The organism is Massilia sp. METH4, from assembly GCF_037094685.1.
Lineage (GTDB): Bacteria > Pseudomonadota > Gammaproteobacteria > Burkholderiales > Burkholderiaceae_D > Rugamonas.
In genome coordinates, this window is the sequence record NZ_CP146614.1 from 6,717,106 (window position 1) to 6,741,300 (window position 24,195).

Annotated in this window: 21 protein-coding genes and 1 riboswitch; of the genes, 12 read left to right on the forward strand and 9 right to left on the reverse strand. The window is 67.4% G+C overall.

The genetic code is table 11. The features are described 5' to 3' along the window. Nucleotides 1-38: 38 nt before the first annotated feature. Nucleotides 39-1,637, reverse strand: coding sequence for a response regulator (locus tag V6Z91_RS29185; protein WP_338764628.1), 1,599 nt, complete (start codon nt 1,635-1,637; stop codon nt 39-41). Between the two features lie 255 nt (nt 1,638-1,892). Between V6Z91_RS29185 and V6Z91_RS29190 the strand changes: the two genes are divergently transcribed. Further along, nucleotides 1,893-2,498 (forward strand): CHRD domain-containing protein, encoded by a 606-nt coding sequence (locus V6Z91_RS29190; protein ID WP_338764631.1) that lies wholly within the window; start codon nt 1,893-1,895, stop codon nt 2,496-2,498. 90 nt (nt 2,499-2,588) lie between these two features. On the opposite strand, the gene V6Z91_RS29195 is transcribed toward V6Z91_RS29190, so the two are convergent. Then, a complete protein-coding gene (locus tag V6Z91_RS29195) occupies nt 2,589-3,398 on the reverse strand; it encodes an SDR family oxidoreductase (protein ID WP_338764633.1) in 810 nt (269 codons plus the stop codon). Between the two features lie 195 nt (nt 3,399-3,593). Here V6Z91_RS29195 and V6Z91_RS29200 point away from each other — a divergent pair, with 195 nt between their 5' ends. Then, on the forward strand, nt 3,594-4,565 hold the full coding sequence (locus V6Z91_RS29200; RefSeq protein ID WP_338764635.1) for a GlxA family transcriptional regulator: 972 nt from the start codon (nt 3,594-3,596) through the stop codon (nt 4,563-4,565). A gap of 30 nt (nt 4,566-4,595) precedes the next feature. Next, nucleotides 4,596-5,018 carry a hypothetical protein gene (locus V6Z91_RS29205; RefSeq protein WP_338764641.1) on the forward strand — a complete coding sequence of 141 codons (423 nt, stop codon included), beginning with the start codon at nt 4,596-4,598 and terminating at the stop codon, nt 5,016-5,018. A gap of 72 nt (nt 5,019-5,090) precedes the next feature. Here V6Z91_RS29205 and htpG read toward each other — a convergent pair whose 3' ends face one another. Then, nucleotides 5,091-6,998, reverse strand: coding sequence for a molecular chaperone HtpG (gene htpG, locus V6Z91_RS29210; protein WP_338764643.1), 1,908 nt, complete (start codon nt 6,996-6,998; stop codon nt 5,091-5,093). Nucleotides 6,999-7,105: 107 nt separating this feature from the next. Further along, nucleotides 7,106-8,542: a PLP-dependent aminotransferase family protein gene (locus V6Z91_RS29215; RefSeq protein WP_338764645.1), complete on the reverse strand. Its 1,437-nt coding sequence runs from the start codon at nt 8,540-8,542 to the stop codon at nt 7,106-7,108. A gap of 99 nt (nt 8,543-8,641) precedes the next feature. Between V6Z91_RS29215 and V6Z91_RS29220 the strand changes: the two genes are divergently transcribed. The 4 genes from V6Z91_RS29220 to V6Z91_RS29235 all read left to right on the forward strand — a co-directional run bounded on the left by V6Z91_RS29220 (nt 8,642) and on the right by V6Z91_RS29235 (nt 12,403). After that, nucleotides 8,642-9,619: a threonine dehydratase gene (locus V6Z91_RS29220; protein ID WP_338764647.1), complete on the forward strand. Its 978-nt coding sequence runs from the start codon at nt 8,642-8,644 to the stop codon at nt 9,617-9,619. After that, nucleotides 9,616-10,539, forward strand: coding sequence for a DMT family transporter (locus V6Z91_RS29225; RefSeq protein ID WP_338764649.1), 924 nt, complete (start codon nt 9,616-9,618; stop codon nt 10,537-10,539). The genes V6Z91_RS29220 and V6Z91_RS29225 overlap by 4 nt, the downstream gene beginning before the upstream one ends. Before the next feature lie 94 nt (nt 10,540-10,633). Further along, on the forward strand, nt 10,634-11,095 hold the full coding sequence (locus tag V6Z91_RS29230; RefSeq protein WP_338764651.1) for a RidA family protein: 462 nt from the start codon (nt 10,634-10,636) through the stop codon (nt 11,093-11,095). Nucleotides 11,096-11,209: 114 nt separating this feature from the next. After that, nucleotides 11,210-12,403 (forward strand): PLP-dependent aminotransferase family protein, encoded by a 1,194-nt coding sequence (locus V6Z91_RS29235; protein WP_338764653.1) that lies wholly within the window; start codon nt 11,210-11,212, stop codon nt 12,401-12,403. Between the two features lie 65 nt (nt 12,404-12,468). Here V6Z91_RS29235 and V6Z91_RS29240 read toward each other — a convergent pair whose 3' ends face one another. The 4 genes from V6Z91_RS29240 to V6Z91_RS29255 all read right to left on the reverse strand — a co-directional run bounded on the left by V6Z91_RS29240 (nt 12,469) and on the right by V6Z91_RS29255 (nt 18,324). Beyond that, nucleotides 12,469-14,037, reverse strand: coding sequence for an FGGY-family carbohydrate kinase (locus V6Z91_RS29240; protein ID WP_338764655.1), 1,569 nt, complete (start codon nt 14,035-14,037; stop codon nt 12,469-12,471). 27 nt (nt 14,038-14,064) lie between these two features. Beyond that, on the reverse strand, nt 14,065-14,598 hold the full coding sequence (locus V6Z91_RS29245) for an SRPBCC family protein (protein ID WP_338764657.1): 534 nt from the start codon (nt 14,596-14,598) through the stop codon (nt 14,065-14,067). Nucleotides 14,599-14,690: 92 nt separating this feature from the next. Next, nucleotides 14,691-14,966, reverse strand: coding sequence for a hypothetical protein (locus tag V6Z91_RS29250; protein ID WP_338764659.1), 276 nt, complete (start codon nt 14,964-14,966; stop codon nt 14,691-14,693). A 538-nt stretch (nt 14,967-15,504) separates the two neighbouring features. Further along, nucleotides 15,505-18,324 (reverse strand): insulinase family protein, encoded by a 2,820-nt coding sequence (locus tag V6Z91_RS29255; RefSeq protein ID WP_338764661.1) that lies wholly within the window; start codon nt 18,322-18,324, stop codon nt 15,505-15,507. 114 nt (nt 18,325-18,438) lie between these two features. Then, nucleotides 18,439-18,587, forward strand: a riboswitch (FMN riboswitch). Between the two features lie 114 nt (nt 18,588-18,701). Between V6Z91_RS29255 and ribB the strand changes: the two genes are divergently transcribed. Further along, nucleotides 18,702-19,349 carry a 3,4-dihydroxy-2-butanone-4-phosphate synthase gene (ribB, locus tag V6Z91_RS29260; RefSeq protein ID WP_338764663.1) on the forward strand — a complete coding sequence of 216 codons (648 nt, stop codon included), beginning with the start codon at nt 18,702-18,704 and terminating at the stop codon, nt 19,347-19,349. Here ribB and V6Z91_RS29265 read toward each other — a convergent pair. Beyond that, nucleotides 19,306-20,709 carry an MFS transporter gene (locus V6Z91_RS29265; protein WP_338764665.1) on the reverse strand — a complete coding sequence of 468 codons (1,404 nt, stop codon included), beginning with the start codon at nt 20,707-20,709 and terminating at the stop codon, nt 19,306-19,308. The two genes, ribB and V6Z91_RS29265, sit on opposite strands and share 44 nt — an antisense overlap. 112 nt (nt 20,710-20,821) lie before the next feature. Here V6Z91_RS29265 and V6Z91_RS29270 point away from each other — a divergent pair, with 112 nt between their 5' ends. Genes V6Z91_RS29270 through V6Z91_RS29285 form a run of 4 tightly spaced genes read left to right on the forward strand, consistent with a single transcriptional unit; the run spans nt 20,822 to nt 24,185 of the window. Then, complete coding sequence (locus tag V6Z91_RS29270) at nt 20,822-21,691, forward strand: LysR family transcriptional regulator (protein ID WP_338764667.1); 870 nt, start codon at nt 20,822-20,824, stop codon at nt 21,689-21,691. Nucleotides 21,692-21,711: 20 nt separating this feature from the next. Next, on the forward strand, nt 21,712-22,545 hold the full coding sequence (locus V6Z91_RS29275) for an ABC transporter permease (RefSeq protein ID WP_338764668.1): 834 nt from the start codon (nt 21,712-21,714) through the stop codon (nt 22,543-22,545). A 6-nt stretch (nt 22,546-22,551) separates the two neighbouring features. Further along, nucleotides 22,552-23,529 (forward strand): MlaD family protein, encoded by a 978-nt coding sequence (locus tag V6Z91_RS29280; RefSeq protein WP_338764669.1) that lies wholly within the window; start codon nt 22,552-22,554, stop codon nt 23,527-23,529. After that, on the forward strand, nt 23,526-24,185 hold the full coding sequence (locus V6Z91_RS29285) for a hypothetical protein (protein ID WP_338764671.1): 660 nt from the start codon (nt 23,526-23,528) through the stop codon (nt 24,183-24,185). Before V6Z91_RS29280 ends, V6Z91_RS29285 begins: the two co-directional genes overlap by 4 nt. Nucleotides 24,186-24,195 lie beyond the last annotated feature (10 nt).

Consider the following 24,195-nt stretch of genomic DNA (forward strand, 5'->3'; position numbering starts at 1 on the left):
AACATTCCACCGCCGGCAACCGCTTCGCCACGCGTTCGTCAGGCCGCCTTGCGCCGCCGCAGCAGGTGGCGTATCCGTGCGCTCAGCACGTCCGGGTTGTATGGCTTGGGCAGCAGGCTGATGCCCGGGTCCATCTTGCCTTCGTGCGCCAGCACGCCCTCCGCATAACCCGAGGTGAACAGCACCTGCGCGTCCGGGCAATGCCGGCGCACCAGGTCCGCCAGTTGCAGGCTGCTCATCCGGCCCGGCATGATCACGTCGGTGAAGAGCAGGTCGACGCGCGCGCCGTTCTCCACGACGCGCGCGGCATGGTCGGCATCCGGCGCCTGCAGCACGTGGTAGCCCAGCGCCACCAGGAGCTGCGCGGTGGCGTCGCGCACGTCGTCCTCGTCCTCCACGACCAGCACCGTCTCGATGCCGCCGTACAGCGGCGTCGAACCGCCTTCATCCTCCGCCGCCGCGGCCTGGGTGGCGCTGCGGCGCAGGAAAATGCGCACGCTGGTACCTTCGCCCGGCGCGCTTTTCAGCACGATCTCGCCACCCGACTGCTTCACGAAGCCATAGGCCATCGACAGCCCCAGCCCCGTGCCCTGGCCGGTCGGCTTGGTGGTGAAGAAGGGTTCGAAGGCGCGCTGCAGCACTTCCGGCGGCATGCCCTTGCCGGTGTCGGCCACCTCGATCATCACGTATTCGCCCTGCCCCACTTCGGCCAGTTCTGTCGCCCCCGGCGCCACGTTGCGGGCGCGCAGCGTCAGCGTGCCGCCGCCCGGCATCGCGTCGCGCGCATTGATGGCCAGGTTCAGGATCACATTGTGCAGCTGGCTCGGATCGACGGCGGTGCTCCACACGCCGGGCGCGATGTCGGTCGAGATCCTGGCCTGCGGGCCGAGCACGCGGCGCAGCATTTCCTCCATGTCCGACAGCACCACCGACGGATCGATGACGACGGCTTGCAGCGGCTGGCGCCGCGCGAATGCGAGCAGATGGGCCGCCAGCCGGCCGCCGCGCTCGACGCCGGCCAACGCGGCATCGACGCGCCCGCGCGCATTCTCATTCAAGCCGCCCATGAGCTTCACCAGCTGCAGGTTGCCGCCGATGATCTGCAACACGTTGTTGAAATCGTGCGCAACGCCGCCAGTCAACTGGCCGATCGCTTCCATCTTCTGCGCCTGGTGCAGCGCCGCCTGGCTGGCGCGCAATTCCTCCTGGCTGCGCGCCAGCGACGCGAACGCCTCGTCGCGCTGGCGGCGCGCCACGCAGGCGGCGCTGTGGTAGCGCAGGCGCGCCACGAGTTCGCGGCCATCCGGCCATTTCACGAGATAGTCGTTGGCGCCGGCCGCGAAGGCCTGCACCTTGATCTGCGCATCGTGCTCGGACGACAGCATGACGATAGGAATGTGTTCGGTGCGGCGGTCCGCGCGCAGGTTGCGTACGACGGCGAAGCCGTCGGTGCCGGGCATGCGCAGGTCGACGAGCACCACGGTGGCATCGACTTGCAGCACCAGTTCCACGGCCCGCTCCGCGCAGCGTTCGTAGCACAGGGCGACGTCGGCGTGCCCTTCCAGGCAGTGCAGCAGGTAATCCTGCGCCAGCGGTTCGTCGTCGATGAGCAGGACGGAACAGGAACTCTGTTGCATAGCGCGCGGCGGCGGCTCCGGTAGAATGTAAACAAAAAGCAAGATTGCATTCTACTACATTCGCTGGTCCTTTATGCATGCGGTGTCAACGGTGCGCGGCTTGTTAAATTCGCTGAGAGTCCTGCCTGTCGAGGAATTTGACAGCTCATCCGCAGCCGGTGCTCCTCCAGGATTGCAAGCCGCTGATTTTTCAGTGACTGCGCATGCAGGCGCGGACCTTGCTTGTAGTTCAGCTCCACGTACAAGGAGACAACGATGAGTTCTGCAATGCTGAAACGTGTAACGATGTACGGTATCGCCGCCGCCGCGCTGGGCGCGGCAGCCATGTCCGCCCACGCCACCGTCTATACCGCCACGCTGTCCGGCGCGATCGAAGCGCCGCCGAACGACTCGCCGGGCACCGGCACGATCACGCTGGACTTCGACGTCGCCACGCACACGATGACGATCGACGTCACGTTCTCCGGCCTGCTGGCCGGCACGACGATCGCGCACATCCATTGCTGCACGGCCGAACCGGGAACCGGCACGGCGCCTCCCGCCACGCAGGTGCCGACCCTGACCGGATTCCCGGCAGGCGTCACGTTTGGCACGTATTCGCGCACGTTCGATACGCTCGATGCGACCACGTGGAATCCCGCCTTCATTACCGCCAGCGGCGGCACGGCCGCCGATGCCGAGGCGGCATTCCTGGCGGGACTGGACGGAGGCCGGGCCTACCTGAACCTGCATACGGAATTCGCGCCGGGCGGGGAGATCCGCGGCTTCCTGCAGCCGGTGCCGGAACCGGCCACCTTCGCGCTGCTCGCGCTGGGTGCGCCGGTCGTGCTGGTGGCGGCGCGCCGCCGGCGCGCGAAGTAAACCAGCCGCGGTTCCGCGTCCGGCGGAGACATTGGCGGACCGGTGTCGCACACCAGCTTGTCGGTGTGCGACACCGGTACCCGCCCGAAGTCACGCCGTGGCTGCCACCAGATAGCGTGCCCCCGGCGTGCCGTGCGCGAAGCGTTGCGAGAGCGCCTTGCGCGTGGCTTCGTACTCGATCCAGTCATTGCCGTCCTGCAGCGGCGGAATCGTCACGACCTCGCCCTGGTCCAGCCCCGCCAGCGCGGCGTCGACCATGTCCTGGGCACGCATCACCATGCCGCTCGGCAGGTTCGTGTGCGACAGGCCTGCCGTGTCCCAGAAATCCGTCGCGGTCGCACCCGGCAGCACGGCCTGGGCGCGGATGCCCTTGTCGGCCAGCTCATGGTGCAGCGATTGCGTGAGTGCCAGTACATACGCCTTGCTTGCGCCGTACACGCCGTTCAGGATCTCGACGCCGACGGCGACGATCGATGCGATATTGATGATGGTGCCGCCGCCGCGCGCCACGAAGGCCGGTGCAGCCGCGTACATCAGCCGCGTCGGCGCCGTCACATTGATGTCGATCATCTGTTCCATGCGGTCCACGCTCGACTCCAGCAGCGGCGTCACGCCGCCGAAGCCGGCGTTGTTCACCAGCAGCGTGATCGCCGGGTCGGTCCGGAGAATCTCTTCCACCCGGGCCAGGTCGTCGCGCTGCCCCAGGTCCGCCTGCACGATCGTCGCCTTGCGGCCATGCGCCCGCTCCACGCGGTCGGCCACGTCGTGCAGCCGCGCCTCGTTGCGGGCCACGAGGATCAGGTCGTAGCCGCGTGCCGCCAGGCGGTCCGCATAGATGGCGCCGATGCCGGAGGATGCGCCGGTGATCAGGGCGGTGCCTTTGTTCGATTGCTGGGTCATGTCGTTCTCCTTGGATGGTTGGCCGCGTTGCGCGATTGGCTTGCTGTGACTGAATTATGGTCTCGCCCCTGCACCGCGAAAACGACCAAAAGCCCTCGATTCCGGACACGCCAGCCATCCCCCATCCGGCCAATGGGAGGGAGCGGATGGCCCGGCTAGAATGACAAAACCGTCAACCCCTCCTTTCAGGACATCATGGCCGCCCGCATCGCCCTCGTCGTCTTCCCCGGTTTCCAGGTGCTCGACTTCGCCGCCCTCACCGTCTTTGAAATCGCCAACAAGATCCATGGCGGCCCGCGCTACGAAGTCGAGACCGTCTCGCACAGCGGCGGCATCGTGACCAGTTCATCCGGCGTGCCGGTCGACACGAAGCCGTTCGGGCGCCGTGCCTACGACACGCTGCTGATCGCCGGGCCCACGGTGGTCGCGCCCGCCGAACCGGAACTGCTCGCAGCGCTGCGCGACGCCAGCCCGCGTGCGCGGCGCACGGCGTGCCTGTGCACCGGCGCGTTCGTTGCCGCCGAGGCGGGCCTGCTGTCCGGCCGCCGCGTCACCACGCACTGGGCGCTGGGCCATGAATTGAAGAAGTCGTATCCGGATATCGAACTCGATGACGACAAGATCTTCGTCGCCGACGGCCCGGTGTGGACGTCGGCCGGCATGAGCGCCTGCATCGACCTCGCGCTGGGTCTGGTCGGCGCCGACCTGGGCACGGAGGTGTCGAAGGCGGTGGCGCGCATGATGGTCGTGTACCACCGCCGCACCGGCGGGCAATCGCAGTTCTCGTCGATGGCGCAGATGGATGGCGGTTCGGACCGCATCCGCAGTGCCCTGCTGTTCGCCAAGGAAAACCTGCAGACGGAACTGTCGGTGGAGCGGCTCGCCGAGCACGTGCACTGGAGCCCGCGCCATTTTTCCCGCGCATTCCGCGAGCAGACGGGTCACTCGCCCGCCAAGGCCATCGAAAAGCTGCGGCTGGAAGCGGCCCGCTCGCTGATCGAGGATGGCCACGCGACCATCGGCCGCATCGCGGCGCAGACGGGCTTCGGCGACGAGGAACGGATGCGGCGCGCGTTCGTGCGCACCTTCGGCAAGTCGCCGCAGGCGGTGATGCGGGAATCCAGGCAGCGGATCGGGTACGATGTGCCGGACATGATGGCGCACTAGGAAGTGCCGTCCTTGCCGAAGGAGCAAACCATGGCTGCGCGAACCGTCGAGTACCTGCACCTGCCGCCGGGCAGCACCCCGCCGCCGCTGCCCGGCGCGCCCTTTGCCGCCCTCGTCGTCATCGAGGCGGCAGTGGCGGAACCGTGGCGCTGGGAGGTCAGCCGCTGGCTGGTGGAAAGCGGTTGCCGCTACATGCTCGCCTGGGGCAAGGGCTGCAGCGATTGGGATGATTCGGTCGACGAGGCGAACGACGAAGCGCACGCGTACGACGAGATTCCGGAAGAGGCGTTCGTGGTGACGACCTGGCACGACGACGAGGAACTGGAAGAAGTGTTCTGGTTCGCGAAGCACTGCGCCGCGCATCCCACCCTCGCGCTGCACCGGGCGGTGATCGTGCACATCGCCGACGCGGCGCGGGAGCAGGCATTGCGCGAGGCGTACGAAGCAGCGTGATGCACGCACCGCAAAGCAAAGGGCCGCGCCCACTTGCGTGGACGCGGCCCTCGAGACGATCGTAAAGCCGGCTTACTTCAACAGCATCTCGTTCATCCGCTTCACGAACGCGGCCGGATCGGCCAGCGTACCGCCTTCGGCCAGCAAAGCCTGGTCGAACAGCAGGTGCGCCCAGTCGGCGAACTTGCCGCTGTCGTCGTTCTCGTATTTCAGGCGCGTGACCAGCGGGTGGTTCGGGTTGATCTCGAGGATCGGCTTGGTCTCCGGCGCGGTCTGGCCGGCCGCCTTCAGCATGCGCAGCAGGTTGCCGGACAGTTCATGCTCGTCCGCCACCAGGCAGGCCGGGGAGTCGGTCAGGCGGAAGGTCACGCGCACGTCCTTGGCCTTGTCGCCCAGCGTGCCTTTCATCTTCTCGACCAGGTCCTTGTACTGCGCTTCGGTTTCCTCGTGCTCCTTCTTCTCGGCCTCGTCTTCCAGCTTGCCCAGGTCCAGGCCGCCCTTGGCGACGGACACCAGTTCCTTGCCGTCAAACTCGGTCAGGAAGGACAGCATCCACTCGTCCACGCGGTCGGTCAGCAGCAGCACTTCCACGCCCTTCTTGCGGAAGATTTCCAGGTGCGGGCTGTTCTTCGCGGCCGTGAAGCTCTCGCCCGTCACGTAGTAGATCTTTTCCTGGCCTTCCTTCATGCGGCCCACGTAGTCGGCCAGCGCGACGGTCTGCTCGGAAGTATCATTGTGCGTGGAGGCGAAGCGCAGCAGCTTGGCCAGGCGGTCCTTGTTCGTGAAGTCTTCGCCCACGCCTTCCTTCAGCACCTGGCCGAACTCGGTCCAGAAGGTCTGGTACTTGTCCTTCTTTTCCTGCTCCTCGGCGTTGGCCAGTTCTTCCAGCATGCCGATCACGCGCTTGGTCGAGCCTTCGCGGATCGCCTTCACGTCGCGCGATTCCTGCAGGATTTCGCGCGACACGTTCAGCGGCAGGTCGGCCGAGTCGATCACACCCTTCACGAAGCGCAGGTACGTCGGCATCAGCTGCTCGGCGTCGTCCATGATGAATACGCGCTTCACGTACAGCTTGATGCCGCCGCGCTTGTTGCGGTCCCACAGGTCGAACGGCGCCTTGGCCGGAATGTACAGCAGCTGCGTGTATTCGCTGCGGCCTTCCACGCGGTTGTGCGTGTAGGTCAGCGGCGCGCCGAAGTCATGCGACACGTGCTTGTAGAATTCCTCGTACTGCTCCGGCGTGATGTCGCTCTTGGAACGGGCCCACAGCGCACTGGCCTGGTTGATGGTTTCCAGCTCATCCCTGGTCACCATCTCCTTCTTCTCTTCGTCCCACTCTTCCTTCGCCATCTGGATCGGCAGCGAGATGTGGTCGGAATACTTGGTGATGATGGACTTCAGCTTCCACGTGGACAGCAGCTCGTCTTCACCCTCGCGCAGGTGCAGGATGATGTCGGTGCCGCGGTTCGTCTTCTCGATCGATTCCACGCTGTAGTCGCCTTCGCCGGTCGATTCCCAGCGCACGGCATCACTTGCTTCGAGTCCTGCCCGGCGCGTCTCGACGGTGATGCGGTCGGCCACGATGAAGCCGGAGTAGAAGCCCACGCCGAACTGGCCGATCAGCGCGGCATCCTTCTGCTGGTCGCCGGAGAGCTTGCCGAAGAATTCCTTGGTGCCCGACTTGGCGATCGTGCCCAGGTGGCTGATGACTTCATCGCGGCTCATGCCGATGCCGTTGTCCGAAATCGTGATCGTGCGGGCCGCCTTGTCGAACGCCACCTTGATCTTCAGTTCGTGGTCGTTGCCATACAGGGCGTCGTTGTTGATGGCTTCGAAGCGCAGCTTGTCGGCCGCGTCCGATGCGTTGGAGATCAGCTCGCGCAGGAAGATTTCCTTGTTCGAGTACAGCGAGTGGATCATCAGCTGCAGCAGCTGTTTCACTTCCGCCTGGAAGCCCAGGGTTTCTTTATTATCTGACATATGGTCCTCAAAAATGAGCGGGTGAATTGTTGCCGTGATATGGGATTGATGATTCTATCTTTCAAGAGCTTTTTGACAAAGCCCCCGCGTGCTCATCCCGGTTCCTTCTACCGCAGTTCCTTCTCCAGGAAGCGCCAGATCGCCGGGTCCTGCATCGCCGCCACGTTCAGCCGCATGAAGGTGGATGGCAGCTGGCTCGGCGAGAACAGGCTGCCGGGCGCCAGCAGGATACCCTGCGCCATCGCCCGCTCGGCCAGCACATTGGTGTCGCGACCGGCATCGGCCCACACGAACATGCCGGCCGGCGGCGCCACGTCGATGCGCAAGCCCACGCGTTCCATCTGGCGCACGGTGCGGGCGCGCAGCCCGTCGAGCCGGGTGCGCATCCGTTCGGCGTGCTTGCGGTAGGCACCTTCCGAGAGGATCTTGTAGACCACCCGTTCCCCGATATCGCTGGTCGTCAGCGTCTGCAGCATCTTGCGGTCCGCCAGCCGGTGCGCCAGCTCGGGCGACGTGGCGATGAAGCCCACGCGCAGGTTGGCTGCCATCGTCTTTGAAAAGCCGGACAGGTAGATCACCCGCTGCAACTGGTCCAGCGCGGCCAGCCGCGTGGCCGGCTGCACCGCGCTGCCGGGGTGCAGGTCGCAATAGATATCGTCCTCGACGACGGTGATGCCGTGTTCGGCCGCTATCCGCAGCACCTGGTAAGCCTTGGCGGCGGACAGCGAGGTGGAACTGGGGTTGTGCAGCACCGAGTTGATGACATACAGCTTGGGCTTGTGCAGCGCCGCCAGCTCGGCCAGCCGGGCGATGTCGGGGCCGTCGGCCAGGCGCGGCACGCCGATCACGCGCGCGCCCAGGGCGGCGAACGAGCCGAACATCAGGAACCATGCCGGGTCGTCGACCAGCACCGTATCGCCGGGCCGCGTGAATTCGCGCGCCACCATGTCCAGCGCCTGTGTCACGCCGGCCGTGGTGACGATCTGTTCGGGCGCCGCGCCGATTTCCAGCTCGGCCAGCTTGCGTTGCAATTGCTGGCGCAGCGGCAGCGAACCTTGCGGAACACCATAGTTCACGAGCAGGCCGCTGCCCTGCCGGCCGATGGCGCGCAAGGCATTGGCCACGGCCGCGCCGTCGAGCCAGTCGCCGGGCAGTACGCCCGTGCCGGGCGTTTGCTGGTGCGGCATCTGGCGGAACATGTTCCGCACCAGCCAGACGACATCGAGCGACTGGGTCGCCGGTTCCGGCGCGCTCGGCGCCGGCGCCGGGCTGTGCAGCGGCGTGCGCTCGCGGATGAAGAAGCCGGCGCCGCGGCGCGATTCCAGGTAGCCGCGTGCAACCAGCTTGTCGTACGCGGCCACGACCGTGAATGGCGACACGCCATGGCTCTCGGCGAAGCGGCGGATGGAAGGCATGCGGCTGCCGCTGCGCAGCACCCGCTCGTCGATGCGCGCCGCCACCGTGCGCACGATCTGGTCGGTCAGCGATTCGCCGGCTTCGCGGCTGAGCGTGCCAACGGCTGGGGTGGCAAGCGTATTGGTCATATCACCGTCACAGTTATTCGGATCATCCGGGAAAGTGTATTGGCACTGTACTGGCCGTTTATTCTACGATACACCCATTCCCCAACGAAAGCCAACGCCATGAACGCCCTGCCGACCCTGCCCGAGATCGAAGCCGCCGCCGCCATCGTCCATGGCGCGATGCCACCCACCCCGCAATTTCGCTGGCCCCTGCTGGAGGAAGCGCTTGGCACGACCGCATGGGTCAAGCACGAGAACCACACGCCGACGGGCGCGTTCAAGGTGCGGGGCGGGCTGGTCTACCTGCACCGGTACGCCGGGCGTCAGGCGCACCTGCCGGGGCTGGTCTCGGCCACGCGCGGCAACCACGGGCAGTCGCTCGCCTACGCCGCGCGGCGCCACGGCGTGGCCGTGACGATCGTGGTCCCGCATGGCAACAGCGTGGAGAAAAACGCCGCCATGCGCGCGCTCGGCGCCACGCTGATCGAGCACGGCGACGACTTCCAGGCCAGCCGCGAGTACGCACTCGCCCTGGCCGAGCGCGTCGGCCTGCACATGGTGCCCTCCTACCACCCGGACCTGGTGGCCGGCGTGGCCACCGGCTGGCTGGAATTCTTCCGGGCCTCCCCGGACCTGGAGACGGTCTTCGTGCCGATCGGCCAGGGCTCCGGCTTCGCCGGTGCGGTCGCGGCGCGGCAGGCGCTGGGCCACCGCGCCCGCATCATTGGCGTGGTATCGCAGCAGGCGCCGGCCTACCTGCTGTCGTGGCGGGCGCGGCAGACGCTGTCCGCTCCGGTGGGCGCCACGATCGCCGACGGCATGGCTTGCCGCGTGCCCGAGCCCGCCTCGCTGGCCCTGACGTTCCAGCATGCGGACGATATCGTGGCCGTCAGCGATGCCGAGGTGGCCGCCGCCATGCGCCTGTATTACGCTGCCACCCACAACGTCGCCGAAGGCGCGGGTGCGGCCGCGCTGGCCGCAGCCCTGCAGTTGAAGGACGATCCACGGGTGCGCGGCCGCGTGGTGGGGCTGCCGCTGACGGGCGCGAACGTCGACGCGCCGGTGCTGGCGGGCGTGCTCCAGGAGACGCCGCGATGAGCGCCCCGCCGGTCATCCCCCGCGTGTCGACGGTCTCGGGCCGCTCCGACGAAACGGCCGGCATGCTGCTGGGCCTGGTGGGGGTGGCGATCTTCAGCCTGACCCTGCCGTTCACCCGGCTGGCCGTCGCGGAGCTGGACCCGCTGTTCGCAACGATGGGCCGCGCCGTCGTGGCCGCCCTGCTGGCCGGCCTGTGGCTGTGGTGGCGGCGGGCGCCGCTGCCCGGCCGGGCCGCGCTGCCGGGCCTGTTCATCGTATCGGCCGGCTGCGTGATCGGCTTTCCGCTGCTGACGTCGATCGCGATGCGCTCGCTGCCCGCCGCGCACGGCGCCGTGCTGGTCGGCATCCTGCCGCTGGCCACCGCCCTCTTTGCCGCGCTGCGCGGCCACGAGCGGCCATCCGCCGGCTTCTGGGGCATGGCACTGGCCGGTTCCGCGCTGGTGGTGGGCTTCGCGCTGCGCCAGGGCGGCGGCGCGCTGCACCTGGCGGACGTGCTGATGCTGGGCGCCGTGGTTTCCGCAGGCCTGGGCTACGCGGAAGGCGGCCGGCTGTCGCAGGCGCTGGGCGGCCAGCAGGTGATCAGCTGGGCGCTGCTGCTGTCGCTGCCCGTTGCATTGCCGCTGGCGGCCTGGGACATCTGGCGCCACGGCGCCGGCCTGGGCGCCGCCGGCGCGGCGGCCTGGAGCGGCTTCGCCTACACCTGTGTGTTCTCGATGTTCGTGGGTTTCATTTTCTGGTACCGCGGCATGGCGCGCGGCGGCGTGGCCCGCGTGGGCCAGGTGCAGCTGCTGCAGCCCTTCCTTACCTTGCTGGGCGCCGCCGCCGTGCTGGGCGAGCCCTTGCAGGCGGCCCACCTGCTGTTCGCGCTGGCGGTGATCGCCACCGTGGCGCTGGGCCGCAGGATGGCGGTGCGGCGCTGATATTCAACCATGGGCAGGCCCGGCTGCTGGTCGTACAATACCGGGATCGCTTTTTTCATTAGAAATCTTTTAATACAACCCATCTGGAGACAGAATGTCCGTCTACGAAAAACTGAAGTCGCTCGATATCACCCTCGCCGCCCCCGCCAAGCCGGCCGCCGCTTACGTCATGCATGCCGCGATCGGCAATACCGTGTTCCTGTCCGGCCACATCGCCAAGAAGCCGGGCGGCGCCGTGTGGGTGGGCCAGTTGGGCAAGGATATCGACACGGCCGAAGGCAAGGAAGCGGCGCGCGCCGTCGCGATCGACCTGCTGGGCACGTTGCAGGAAGCCTGCGGCGGCGACCTGAACCGCGTGAAGCGCATCGTCAAGGTGATGAGCCTGGTGAACTCCACGCCGGACTTCACCGAGCAGCACCTGGTCACGAACGGCGCTTCCGAGCTGCTGGGCGAGGTGTTCGGCGAAGCCGGCGCGCATGCCCGCTCGGCCTTCGGCGTGGCGCAGCTGCCGCTGGGCGCCTGCGTGGAAATCGAGCTGATCGCCGAACTCGCCTGATTTCTTACAATGTAGCAAGGGCGCGGCCTACCCGGCCGCGCTCTCCATGAGCCGCCACAAGCGCGCTTGTTTCCCGGCCGGGCCCCGCCCGCAGCCCTTTCCTGAGAGAGTCGCATGAAAATCGAAAACCCCAATCCGATCCAGTGGCATTTTTCCGAACGCGCCCAGCAGCTGCAAAGCTCCTTCATCCGCGAGATCCTGAAGATCACGCAGCAGCCCGAGATCATCTCGTTCGCGGGCGGCCTGCCCTCGCCGGCCACCTTCCCGGTGGACGTGATGAAGAGCGCGTTCGACAAGGTGCTGTCCACCACCGGCACCACCGCGCTGCAATACGGCCCGACGGACGGCTACATGCCGCTGCGCCAGTGGATCGCCGACTCGCTCTCGAAGAATGGCGCGAAGATCGTGCCGGAACAAGTGCTGATGGTGTCGGGCTCGCAGCAGGCCCTCGACCTGCTGGGCAAGGTGCTCATCGACGAAGGCAGCCGCGTGCTCGTGGAAACCCCGAGCTACCTGGGCGCCCTGCAAGCGTTCTCCGTGTACCGCCCCGAATTCGCCTCCGTGCGCACCGATGACGACGGCCTGGTGCCGGCCTCGATCGCGCCGGTGGCGCAAGGCGCCCGCCTGCTCTACTCGCTGCCGAACTTCCAGAACCCCACCGGCCGCACGCTGTCGGTCGCACGCCGCCAGGAGCTGGTGGAAACCTGCGCCCGCCTGGGCCTGCCCCTGATCGAGGACGATCCCTACGGCGCCCTGTCGTACAAGGGCGAGCCGATGCCGAAGATGGTGGCGATGAACCCGGACGGCGTGATCTACATGGGCTCGTTCTCGAAGGTACTGACGCCGGGCATCCGCCTGGGCTACGTCGTGGCCCCGCTGCCGCTGGTGCGCCGTCTTGAACTGGCCAAGCAGGCGGCCGACCTGCACACCGCGCAACTGACGCAGATGGTCGTGCACGAAGTGGTGAAGGACGGCTTCCTGGACCGCCACATCCCCACCATCCGCGAACTGTACGGCAACCAGTGCCAGGCGATGCTGGACGCGATGGCCGAGCACTTCCCCGCCAGTGTGACGTGGACGAAGCCGCAGGGCGGCATGTTCATCTGGGTGACGCTGCCCGCGCACATCAATGCGATGGAATTGCTGGACGAAGCGATCAAGGAAAAGGTCGCCTTCGTGCCGGGCGCGCCGTTCTATGCGAACGAGCCGGAGACGAATACCCTGCGACTGTCGTTCGTGACCGTGCCGCCGGAGCGGATTCGCAAGGGGATCGCGATCCTGGGTGGCCTGATCAAGGCGCGGATGTAAGCGTATCCCTTGCCTTTGAACTGATCGCCCCCTCGACAGAGGGTGGCGAACTGCAACGGCGCGCGTCAACGCGGCGCCGGATATCCCGTGATCGCGGCAATCTCCTCGTACATGGGCCGCAGCCGGCGATACATCTTCAGGTAGACACGCCGGTACAAGTCCTCATAGATGCGCCGGTTTGCAGCATCGGGCAGGAAGGCCCTGCCGGTGCGTGTCATCGCGCCCACGGCCGTCTCGACATCGCGGTGCAAGCCAAGCCCCACGGCGACAGCCATGGCGGCGCCCAGGCCGGACGCTTCATGGACATGGGCGCGCACGGCGGGCAAGCCGAAGATGTCGGCCGTCAGCTGCATCGCCGCGTCGCTTTGCGAGCCGCCACCCGCCACACGCAGCTCCGTGATGCCCACGCCGCTGCGCCGCTCGATCCGCTCCTTCCCTTCACGCAGCGCGTAGGCCAGCCCTTCCAGGATGGCGCGGTACATGTGGGCACGCGTGTGCACGTCGCCGAAGCCGATCATCGCGCCTTTCGCTTCCGGGCCCGGCACGCGGATGCCGGGGCTCCAGTACGGTTGCAGCATCAGGCCCATCGATCCCGGCGGCACCGCATGCACGAGGCGGTCGAACAGGGCTTCCGGCGCCAGGCCGTGTTCGGTGGCGGCGGCCAGTTCCCGGTCGCCGAACTGCTCCTTGAACCAGTTCACCATCCAGTAGCCGCGGAAGATCTGCACTTCCAGACTGTAGGCGCCGGGCCGGGCCGCCGGGTATGGCGGGATGAAACGCGTGACTTCCACATACTTGCTGCTCGTGGTGTTGATCGTGGCCGTGGTGCCGTAGGACAGGCAGGCCAAATGCGGGGCAAGCGCGCCCGTTCCGATCACTTCGCATGCCTTGTCGGCCGCGGCGGCCACGAGGGGCAAGCCGGACGGGATGCCGGTGGCCGCGGCGGCAGCCGGCGTAATGGCGCCGATCACGGTGCCCGGCGGCGCCAGGTCGGGCAGCATGCGCCGCTCGATGGCGAGCGCCTGCCACTTCCAGTCGCCGTCGCCGGCCCACCGCTGGCGGCGGTAATCGAACGGAACATAGCCGACCTGCGAACCCGTGGAGTCAATGAACCGACCGCACAATTGATGGTTCAGGTAGCCGGACAGCAGCAGGAATTTATGGGTACGCGCCCAGATGGCGGGCTCGTTCGCGGCAATCCAGTTGATCTCGGCCTCGCGCTGGAAGTAGCGCAGCGTGCCGTCGACGCGCGCCAGCCTGAACGCCGCGCGCCACAGCGGCCCCACGCGGGGCACGCGCTCCAGTTCGGTGCTGCGCTGGTCCAGCCACGTGATGGCCGGGCGCAGCGGCCGCCCGTCCCCATCGACGTTGACCACGGTGCCGCGTTGCGTCGTCACCGCCACGCCGGCGACCCGCCCGCGCGCGCCGGGCTCCATCAGCCAGAGCCGGCGACAGGCAGCGCACACCGCTTCCCAGTAGCCTTCCGCCCTGTGCTCGGCCCACCCCGGCCGGTCGGCGTAATACGGCTGCAGCGGCACCTGCGCTTTGGCGACGAGTTCGCCGGCGGGGTCGAACAGCAGTGCGCGCACGCTTTGCGTGCCGTTATCGATGGCAAGGATCAGCGGGTTGGACATGGCGGCGGCGCGGCCGGACGCATGCCCTCAGCGCGGCGCCTCCGCCGCCTCCTTCAGCTGCGCGAGCCCCTGCTCGAAATCCGGCCCCGCCATATCCTCCACATCGGTGAACACCTCGATCAGTTTCATCACGAAGGGACTGTTGCCGGACATCGACCAGGCAACCGCCGTGCCTTCCGGCCGCGGCGTGAGCACGAAGCGCACCTGGTTGTGCGACTCGAACGGCTTGACGAAATCGAGCTTGATGTCGAGCGTGCGCGGCGGCACGCTGTCGACGATTTCCATCGTGCCCTGCCCCACGTCGTCGTTGCCGCTCCAGCTGTAGATGGCGCCCTTGCCGCGCGGCATGCCGGTGTAGTCGCGCTGCATGGCTGGATCGAAGCGTTCCCAAGGCGACCAGACAGGCCACTGCCGGAAGTCTTCGAGGTACGAGAACACCCGCTCGGGCGGCGCCTTGATCACGATGCTGCGCTCGATCCGGAATGTATCGGGTTTCGTCAGCGCAAGAGCGCTGAGGACGGCGGCGATGATGACGACTGCGAGCAGGAACCTCTTCCACATGGCGGTCTCGACGGCGGTGCGCCCGGGGCGCGATGCGTCAAGGCTAGCACAGAGCCAGCAGCGGTCAGCGCCGCGTTCGCGCACCCGACCGCTCAGCCCAGCAGGTCGATCAGGCGCACGCCCGCCAGCAGCCGCGTGAACACGTCGGCGATCGCATACACACCGAGCAATCCCGGCAATACGGCGACGAACATCAGCGGGGAGCGGATGCGGCAGAAATGCAGCGCGCTGGCTGCGGCCAGCAGGCCCGAGGTGATCGTGAGCACGAACACCGCCAGGTAAGTGGGGGAACTCATCACCGAGAGCAGCACAGCGAGCACGCCGGCGATGACTGCCAGGCCAAGAGTCACGTAGGGAATGCCGATCATTGTCGTTGTCCTGTGCATCCATCCGCGGCGCGGCATTATCATCAACGAAAATAAACCGACAGGTGCTGTTATATGCTTATATTATTATTAACCCATTATCCCCGGTTGAGCAGGCACCCGCCAAATAAACTTGTTTCGACGAAAAACCATTCGGAATCAGCTACTTGCGATCAGCCGACGCGCCAATGAAATCCCTGGACAAGTACGGATGATCATAGCAGCGAAAATCCCACGCAATTCTCACACATTATTACCGGGACACCCGAAATAAAATGCCGGGCGGAGGCCATGCACCTGTTCCGTGCATGGCCCGGCCGCAATGAGGATGACTTAGAGCGCCTAACAAAACCCCCATGGCTGCGTTGCAGCGTCTCGCCGTACAGGTGTACTGTCTTCGACGCCGCGCCTTGCCCTGCGGGTTTTGTTAGGCGCTCTTAGAGCGCCAAACAATAGCCCCATGGCTGCGTTGCAGCGTCTCGCCGTACAGGTGTACTGTCTTCGACGCCGCGCCTTGCCCTGCGGGTTTTGTCGGGCGCTCTTACTTTGCCTCGGGATAAAGCACGACCTGCACGTAATTGTCGAAGTCCACGTAGCGCTGCGCGGCAGCCTGGACCTCCGCCGGCGTTACCTGGGCTATGCGCTGTTCGACTTGCAGGATCGATTCGGGCGGGAAGCCGTTCAGGTGCATCGCCTGCAACTGGCTCATCCAATAGGCATTTTCGCGGATCGCGCGGCGGTGGCTGGTCAGCCAGTTCTGCTTCACTTTCGCCAGGTCGGCCGCATCGGGGCCGTTTTCCTGCAGCTTGCGGATTTCCGCGAACGCGGCCGCGATTACCTTGTCCACGTTTTCCGGACCGCAGGGCAGCGCCAGCGATACCGAATAGTTGGCGTACGGCGTCTTGGCCACGCCGCCGCTGGCACCGCCGCCATAGATCAGGCCCAGCTGTTCGCGCAACACCTCGGTCAGCTTGATGTTCAGCACTTCGATGAATGCCTGCATGCGCAGCTGGGCGGCTTGCGAAAACTCCGTCTCGCCGGTGAACGTGATCGCCACATTGCTCTTGGCTTCCTTGCCGCGCCGCACCTCCTTCTTCACCACGCCGCGGACCGGGCGCACGCCGCGGTCGCGGTAGGTCACCGGGATGTCCGCGGCGGGCAGCGCCCCCAGGTAAGTGGCCAGCAAGGGCTTGAGCTTGACGGGATCGAAGCTGCCGACGAAGAAGAACGTCATGCCTTTCGCGCTGGAGAACCGGTCGCGGTAGATCTGCTGCACGCGGTCGAGCTGCACCTTGTCGAAGTCTTCCGGCCGCGGCGTGCGCGGCACGCGCGGGTGATTGCCGTAGAGCGTGGTGCGCACGGTGTCGACGAACTCCGCCTCCGGCCGCGCGAAGGCGTTGCGCGCCATGTCGCGCTGGCGGGCGATAAAGGAATGGAACAGTGCTTCGTCGCGCCGCGGCTGCGTGAGCCTGACGTAGGTGAGCTGGAGCAGCGTCTCGATGTCGGCGCTGCCGGCAGTGCCGGTGAGTCCTTCGGACAGCTCGGCCATCGATACGCCGACGCCAGCACTCTTGCCGGCCAGGATCTTTTGCAGGTCGGCCGGCGTGTAGTTCAGGGCGCCCATCTGCGCGGCCAGCGGCCCGGCGTAGCGGGCGTTCAAGATATCCTCGTCGTCGAACAGCGACTGGCCGCCGTAGCGCACGGCGCCCATCAGCACCTGGTCGTTGCGGAAGTCGGTCGGCTTGAGCACGACCTTCACGCCGTTCGACAGCGTCAGTTCCAACGTGCCGAGCGCCTTGTTTTCCTGTTCAGCGACGATGCGGCCCGGCGCCGGCGGCTTGTCCAGCAGGGTCGCGGCATACGCCTTGTCCTCGCGCGCCGTCACCGTCTGCTTGTGCGCGTTGTCGACGGCGGCCAGCAGCTCGCCGCCAGTCGGCGGCAGGCGGTCCTTCAGGTTGCCCATGAGGATCACGAGCTTCTTGTCGTCGGACGGGATCGCTTCGCGGACCGCCGCGTTCACCTCGTCGAGGGTAATGCCCGGGATCAGCGCCTGCGCATACGCATACTCGTTCTGGATGCCGGGAATCGGTTCGTCTTCCAGGAAGTGGCGGATGTACTCGGCCACGAACGCCGCCGAGTCGGACTTGTCACGCTCGGCGTACATGCGTTCGTAGTTGCGCAACATCGTCTTCTTCGCCCTATCGAGTTCGGATGCCGTGAAACCGAACTGCCGCGCCCGTTCGCCCTCCTGGATCAGCGCATTGATCGCCGGCACGTGGCCGCCCTTGCCGAGCAGCGCCGACACGGAGAACGAGCGGTGCCCGCGCACCACCTTGCCCATGCCGCTGCCACCCTGGATAAACGGCGGGTCGGCCTGCTGCGTCAATTCCATGATGCGCTGGCTGAGCATCGCGCCATACAGCCTCTCGACGAGATCGCGGCGGTAGCCGCCGTACGTGGGGTCTTCGGGATTGGGCTCGATGGGATAGCGGATATACAGCACGTCGGCAGGCGCCTCGCGGTCGGTAATCACCAGCCCTTCGTCCACCTTGCGTTCGGGGATTGCCGCGTACTCGCGCGGGCGTGGATTTTCCGGGTTCTTCAGCTTGCCGAAATGCGCCTTGATCAGCTTTTCCGCCTCGGCCGGGTCGATGTCGCCGACCGCCATCACGGCCATCAGGTCGGGCCGGTACCAGTCGCGGTAGAAACGCCGGATCGCCTCAGGCTTGAAGGTGCGCAGCACCTCGGCCTTGCCGATCGGCAGGCGCTCGGCATAGCGCGAACCGTTGAACAGTTTCGGGTACAGCACCTGGTTCATGCGGTCATTGGCGCCCTTGCCCATGCGCAGTTCCTCGAGCACGATGCCGCGTTCGCTTTCGATATCCGCGTCGTTGAAGGTGATGCCGTGTGCCCAATCCTCCAGCACGAGAAAGCCCTTGGCCACCGCTTCCTTCGAATCGGTGGGAATCGGCAGCATGTACACAGTCTGGTCGAAGCTCGTGTAGGCATTCAGGTCGCGGCCGAACTTCACGCCGATCGATTGCAGGTAGGACACCAGCTCATGGCGCTTGAAATTGGTCGAACCGTTGAACGCCATGTGTTCGGTGAAGTGCGCCAGGCCCAGCTGGTCCTCGTCCTCCAGGATCGACCCGGCCTTCACGACGAGCCGCAGCTCGAGCCGCTTTTCCGGCTTGCCGTTCTTCTGGATGTAGTAGGTGAGGCCGTTGGGCAGCTTGCCGACCTTGACGTAGGGCGCCACCGGCAGCGTGTCGCCGGGCGCCGGCAACGGCGCGGACTGGGCGAGGAGCGCGGCACCGAGCAAGGCCGCGGCGCTGGCGAGTCTGAATGTACTGAACTTCATGGAATCGATGCGGTCGGGTGGACGAAGCGACACCATACACCAGAATTCCGGGGCTCTGCTACAATCGCCGCGCCTGCCGCCGCTTCCCTAAGCGCGGCGGGCAAACAATTTAATCTACGTCTTCGGGGCGGGGTGCGATTCCCCACCGGCGGTATGGCCTTCGGGCCGAGCCCGCGAGCGCCTGTACGGCTCCGCCGTGCAGGGTCAGCAGACCTGGTGAGAGGCCAGGGCCGACGGTATAGTCCGGATGAAAGAAGATGTGCGTCGCCTGTGCGTCGCCTGTGCTCGCCTGCGCCTGCCTGCCAGGCTGCGTGCGCCGGTGCGCGCCGGTTCGCTGTGCCCTGGAGCGTTTTTCGCCATTGCGAGGAGCGTTTCCCATGTCTGTCCAAGAACTCAATCCTACCACCTCTCCCGACCTGCGTGGCCGCATTGCCGCCGCGCTCGACGCCATGCGTGCCGGCGTGCCTGTCATCCTGCTCGACGACTTCGACCGCGAGAACGAAGCCGACCTGATCGTCGCGTGCGACCAGCTGACCGTCGAGACCATGGCGCTGATGATCCGCGAATGCAGTGGCATCGTGTGCCTGTGCCTGACGGCCGAGCGCGTGCGCGAACTCGAATTGCCGCCGATGGCGATCGAGAACGGCAGCCGCTACGGTACACCGTTCACCGTGTCCATCGAAGCGCGGCATGGCGTGACGACCGGCGTCTCCGCGGCAGACCGCGTGACGACGATCCGCGCCGCCACCGCGCCGGATGCAAAACCGCACGACCTGGTGCGGCCCGGCCACGTGTTCCCCCTCCGGGCCACGCCGGGCGGCGTGCTGGCCCGCGCCGGCCATACCGAGGGCTCGGTGGACCTGGCGATCATGGCCGGCCTGAACCCGGCCGCCGTGCTGTGCGAGCTGATGAACCCGGACGGCACGATGATGCGCGGCGACGACATCGAACACTTCGCCGCGCAACACGGCATGCCGATCCTTACGATCGCCGAGATGATCGAATGGCGCAAGCTGCACGGCTGACGCCCTGCTCCGGCAGCGCGGCCGGCACCGCCGCGGCGGCGGCCGGCTGCACGCGGCGGTGCACCGCCAGCCACGCGATCGCGAAGCCGGCCGCGAACAGCGTATAGACGATCTCCTGGCGGGCTTCCCATGCCCGCACCGCGTGCAGGACCGTGCCGGCCGCCGCCACGCCCAGCAGCGCACCGATCTGCCGGCTGGCGTTCAGGGCCGCCCCGGCGGCACTGGCATGCGCCTTGCCGCCGGCGCCCATCACGGTCGCCGTCATGGCCGGGATCGCGAAGCCCACGGCGAAGAACATCAGCGTACCGCCCGCGACGACCATCCAGGCCGGTGTCGCCGCCGTGGCTTGCGTGAGCAGCAGCGCAGCCACGGCCGCCCCGCCCATGCCCGTCAACAGGGGCATGCGCGTGCCGTGCCGGGCGACCGCGCGGCCCGACAGCACGTTCGACACGCCGGCCGCCGCCGTCATCGGCAGGATCGCCAGGCCGGTGCCCAGCGCGCCGCTCCCCTGCACGCCCTGCATCCACAGGCTCAGCACGAACAGGTGGCCGAACGAGCCGAAGTTGATCGCCAGGCCGGTCAGCACGGCAGCGCGGAAGGGCGCGATGCCGTACAGCGCGCGCGGCAGGATCGGTTGCGCGGCGGAGCGCTCGTCCCACACCAGCAGCAGGGCCATCGTGGCCGACGCCACGAGCGCGCTCACGACCGGCACGGAAACCCAGCCCAGCACCGGTCCCTCGATCAGCACGAAGGCCAGCGCCGCCAGCGCGCCGGCGCCGAGCGCATGGCTGGCCAGCCGCAGCTCGCGGGCATGGGCGCGGGGCGCCGGCGCCTTCACCTGCGCCAGCGCTATCCCCAGCAGCCCCACCGGCAAGTTCAGCCAGAAGATGCTGCGCCAGCCGAACGTTTCGACCAGCAGGCCGCCGGCCAGCGGCCCGGCGGTGGCGGCCGCGCTGACGATGGCAGCCCAGGCGCCGAACATCTTCGCGCGGCGCTTCTCGTCGTCCTCGGCATGGGTGAGCAGCGCGAGGGAACTGGGCATGAACAGCGCCGCGCCGCTGCCCTGCAGCAGCCGGGCGGCCACCAGCGCCGCGCCGCTCGGCGCCAGCGCGCACAGCACGGAGCCCAGCACGAATACCGCCAGGCCGGCCTGGTAGGCGCGTTTCGCGCCGTGCCGGTCGGCCAGCGCGCCGCCGGCCAGCAGCAGCGCGGCGAATGTCAGCGTATAGCCGTCGACGACCCATACCAGGCCGTCGAGCGGCACGTCCAGGTCGGTCGAGATGGCGGAGAGGGCCGTGTTCACGGCCGTCACGTCGATCATCGCCATCACGAAACCGATGGCGAGGGTAAACAGCAGCATGGTGCCTCCTTCTGTCGAATGGCAAAAGGTTAAGATGCTTGCCCGATGCAGTAAACATGCATATTATCGGCACCCTGATGCAAAATTGCATGGAGAGGCAGGACAGGGCAGCATGGACTGGGACGACGCACGTATCTTTCTCGGCATTTACCGCGCCGGCACGCTGCGCGGCGCGGCGGCCCAGCTGGGGATCGACCAGGCCACGGCGGGCCGGCGGCTGGCGGCGATGGAAGCGGCGCTGAACGCCAAGCTGTTCCTGCGCACGCCGTCCGGCTACGTGCCCACGCCGGCAGGCGAGATGGCGGCGCGGCCGGCCGAGAAGATGGAACAGGCGGCGCACCAGCTGGAGCGGGAGATGCAGGGCATCGACCACCGCCTCTCCGGCACCGTGCGGGTGGCCACCACCGACACGATGGCGCAGTACTTCGTGATGGATGCGATCCGGCTGCTGCACGAACAGCACCCCGACATTCGCGTGGTGCTGCACGTGACGACTGCCGTCACCAATCTCACGCGGCGCGAGGCCGACCTGGCCGTGCGCACGCTGAAACCCACCGATCCGGACCTGGTGTCGCGCCACCTGGCGCGGCGCTCGTCCGGCCTGTATGCCAGCAAGACCTACCTGCGCGAGCGGGGCGTGCCGCGCCTGGAGGATGGGCTGGCCGGGCACGATCTCGTCATCTATCACGCATCGGTGGCGCCGCGCCAGGCCACGCACGTGGCCGGCGTGCCCGTGACGGGCGCCCGAGTCGCGCTGGAAGTGAACACGGGGCTGATGCTGATGGAGGCGACGCGCGCGGGGATCGGCATCGGCGAGCTGCCGGTGCACATGGCCGAGCGCGACCCGCAACTGGTGCGCATCTTCCCGGACCGGGTACACCAGTACGACATGTATCTCGTGATGCACGGCGACCTGCATCGCACGGCACGCGTGCGGGCGGTGGCCGATGCGATCGTCGCTGCCGTACAGTCGGTCACATGACTGGATGATAAGATTCGCACATGTCCACCCATGCCTCGATGTTCCCTTCCCTGCTGCGGCTGCACCGCGCGACCGTGGTCTGGCTCACCAGCTGGTGGCGCCTGCTGCAGTTCGCGGCGCTGATCCTGGCGCGCGCCGTCGCGCCGTCCACCTACCGGCGCGACAACCACCGGGCGCTGGCCAGCCACCTGGTGCTCGGCACCGCGCCGAATATCCTGTGGTTCTGCGTGCTGTCGGCCCTGATCAGCCTCGTCATCATCCGCATCGTCGTTGTCACGGCCACCTCGTACGGCTTGTCCGGCTATGCGCTGGAGATGGTGGTGCGCGTGCTGGTGCTCGAACTCATTCCGCTGACGGCGGCGCTGTTCGTGGCGCTGCGCAGCACGCTGCCGGCCGGCGTGGAATTCGCCCAGCGCCGGCTCGCCGCGGCGGCGGCGGCACCGGCAGGATCGGCCGGCCCCGCCGCCGATCCGGGCGAGGCGCTGCGCTGCGAGTTCTACCCGCGCGCCTCGGCGGGCATCTTCGCCGTGTGGCTGCTGGCCGCCGTCAGCTGCATCCTCACGCTGGTGCTGGCCTACCTCGTGATCTACGGCTTCACGCCGTATGCGCTGCCGGGTTACACGCGGGTGGTCGGGCAGATCTTCAACCCGGCCGTGGCGCTGATCCTCATGCTGAAGATCTTCTTTTTCTCGCTGGCGGTCGGCATCATCCCGCTGGCCTCCTCGTATTACGACGCGGCCGCGAACCCGTTCGCGGCGCGGCTGCGCTCCACGCACGGGCTGGCGGACATGGTGCGCATGTTTTCCGTGATCCTGCTGATCGAAGCCGCTTCGCTGATGGGCAACTACTATTGACGAATCATGACTGACACATCTCCTCCCGCGCCGGCCACGCCGGCCGCTCCGGCCGAACCTGCACCGGTGCGCAATGCCGAACTCAAGGCCGCGCTGCTGCTGATCCTGATGGTGGCGCTGATCGCCGGCGCCGCCCTGTACCTGATGTATGCGCGCGGCGCCTTCGAAGCGACGCAGCGGCTCGTGCTGACGGCCGACGACTCCGAAGGCGTCGCCGTCGGCATGGACGTGACGTTCGCCGGCTTCCCCATCGGCCGCGTGCGCAGCATCGAGCTGTCGCGCGAGGGCAAGGCGCGCGTGCTCGTCGACGTGCCCGAAAAGGATGCACACTGGCTGCGCTCGAGCAGCATCTTCACGCTGGAAAAAGGCATCGTGGGCGGCGCCAGGCTGCGCGCGTTCACCGGCATCCCGACCGATCCGCCGCTGCCGGACAATGCCGAACGCCCGCTGCTGGTCGGCGACGTGGCGGCCGAGATTCCGCGCCTGCTGGCTGCCGCGCGCGACATCCTCACCAACGTGACGGCGCTGACGGCCGCCGATTCGGCACTGGGCCAGAGCCTGGCCAATGTGCAGGGCGTGACCGAGAAGCTGAATGGCCCGGGCGGCGCGATGGGCCTGATCGCCGGCGAAGACCGCAAGGCGCGCGAACTGCTCGCCAATGCCAACTCGCTGATCGTGCGCGCCGACCGGCTGGTGGCCAACGCCGACAGCAAGGTATTCGGCGACAAGGGCGTGGCGAGCGATGCCCAGGTTGCGATCAAGCAGCTGGACGGCCTGCTGGCCGATGCCCGCGTCAGCGTGAAGAAGCTCGATGCCGTGCTGGAAGAAGCCCAGGCGGTGGGCAAGAACGCCCGTGTGGCCACCGAGGACCTGGGTGCGCTGCGCGCCGACGTGGACGCCAACCTGCGCAAGATCGAGCAACTCGTCAACGACATCAACCGCAAGTGGCCGTTCAAGCGCGAGACGGAGATCAAGCTGCCATGAAGCGACTGTTCATTCTCGCCTTGCCCGTGCTGGTTGTCGCTTGCAGTGGCGGGCCGCCCGTGCCCGACTGGAAGATGAATGCGCAGAGCGCGCTGGAGCGCTCCACGAATGCCTGGATGGCCGGGCGCGACCTCGTCGAGCAGAACGAATTCCAGCATGCCCGCGACGATATCGCCGCCACCGGCAAGGTCGACCTGGTGATCCGCGCCGAATTGATACGCTGCGCGGCCCGCACCGCCGCGCTGGTGTTCGAGGATTGCGCCGGCTTCGACGCGCTGCGCGCCGATGCCACGCCTGCCGATGCCGCCTATGCCGCGTACCTGGCCGGCCGCGCCCGGCCGGCGGACGCCGCCCTGCTGCCCGAACCGCAGCGCGCGGTGCTGGCCGCCGCCTCCGACACGGCCGCCGCCTCGACCGTGAAAGGCATCGCCGACCCGCTGTCGCAACTGGTCGCCGCCGGCGCCCTCTTCAAGGCCAGCCGCGCCACGCCCGAGCTGATCGCCCAGGCCATCGCCACCGCCTCCGACCAGGGCTGGCGCCGTCCCCTGCTCGCCTGGCTGAACGTAGACGCCCTGCGCGCCGAGGGAGCCGGCGCCACCGACGAAGCCGCCCGCATCCGGCGGCGCATCGCCCTGGTCGAAGGCCAGCCCCGCTGACCGCCCAGCC

Coding starts and splice junctions, on each gene's coding strand:
- V6Z91_RS29230 (WP_338764651.1), top strand. CDS start 10,634: ATGTCCGTCTACGAAAAACTGAAGTCGCTCGATATCACCCTCGCCGCC.
- V6Z91_RS29235 (WP_338764653.1), top strand. CDS start 11,210: ATGAAAATCGAAAACCCCAATCCGATCCAGTGGCATTTTTCCGAACGC.
- V6Z91_RS29245 (WP_338764657.1), bottom strand. CDS start 14,598: ATGTGGAAGAGGTTCCTGCTCGCAGTCGTCATCATCGCCGCCGTCCTC.
- V6Z91_RS29190 (WP_338764631.1), top strand. CDS start 1,893: ATGAGTTCTGCAATGCTGAAACGTGTAACGATGTACGGTATCGCCGCC.
- V6Z91_RS29220 (WP_338764647.1), top strand. CDS start 8,642: ATGAACGCCCTGCCGACCCTGCCCGAGATCGAAGCCGCCGCCGCCATC.
- V6Z91_RS29255 (WP_338764661.1), bottom strand. CDS start 18,324: ATGAAGTTCAGTACATTCAGACTCGCCAGCGCCGCGGCCTTGCTCGGT.
- V6Z91_RS29250 (WP_338764659.1), bottom strand. CDS start 14,966: ATGATCGGCATTCCCTACGTGACTCTTGGCCTGGCAGTCATCGCCGGC.
- V6Z91_RS29200 (WP_338764635.1), top strand. CDS start 3,594: ATGGCCGCCCGCATCGCCCTCGTCGTCTTCCCCGGTTTCCAGGTGCTC.
- V6Z91_RS29275 (WP_338764668.1), top strand. CDS start 21,712: ATGTCCACCCATGCCTCGATGTTCCCTTCCCTGCTGCGGCTGCACCGC.
- V6Z91_RS29195 (WP_338764633.1), bottom strand. CDS start 3,398: ATGACCCAGCAATCGAACAAAGGCACCGCCCTGATCACCGGCGCATCC.
- V6Z91_RS29240 (WP_338764655.1), bottom strand. CDS start 14,037: ATGTCCAACCCGCTGATCCTTGCCATCGATAACGGCACGCAAAGCGTG.
- V6Z91_RS29285 (WP_338764671.1), top strand. CDS start 23,526: ATGAAGCGACTGTTCATTCTCGCCTTGCCCGTGCTGGTTGTCGCTTGC.
- V6Z91_RS29265 (WP_338764665.1), bottom strand. CDS start 20,709: ATGCTGCTGTTTACCCTCGCCATCGGTTTCGTGATGGCGATGATCGAC.
- htpG (WP_338764643.1), bottom strand. CDS start 6,998: ATGTCAGATAATAAAGAAACCCTGGGCTTCCAGGCGGAAGTGAAACAG.
- V6Z91_RS29280 (WP_338764669.1), top strand. CDS start 22,552: ATGACTGACACATCTCCTCCCGCGCCGGCCACGCCGGCCGCTCCGGCC.
- ribB (WP_338764663.1), top strand. CDS start 18,702: ATGTCTGTCCAAGAACTCAATCCTACCACCTCTCCCGACCTGCGTGGC.
- V6Z91_RS29205 (WP_338764641.1), top strand. CDS start 4,596: ATGGCTGCGCGAACCGTCGAGTACCTGCACCTGCCGCCGGGCAGCACC.
- V6Z91_RS29185 (WP_338764628.1), bottom strand. CDS start 1,637: ATGCAACAGAGTTCCTGTTCCGTCCTGCTCATCGACGACGAACCGCTG.
- V6Z91_RS29225 (WP_338764649.1), top strand. CDS start 9,616: ATGAGCGCCCCGCCGGTCATCCCCCGCGTGTCGACGGTCTCGGGCCGC.
- V6Z91_RS29270 (WP_338764667.1), top strand. CDS start 20,822: ATGGACTGGGACGACGCACGTATCTTTCTCGGCATTTACCGCGCCGGC.
- V6Z91_RS29215 (WP_338764645.1), bottom strand. CDS start 8,542: ATGACCAATACGCTTGCCACCCCAGCCGTTGGCACGCTCAGCCGCGAA.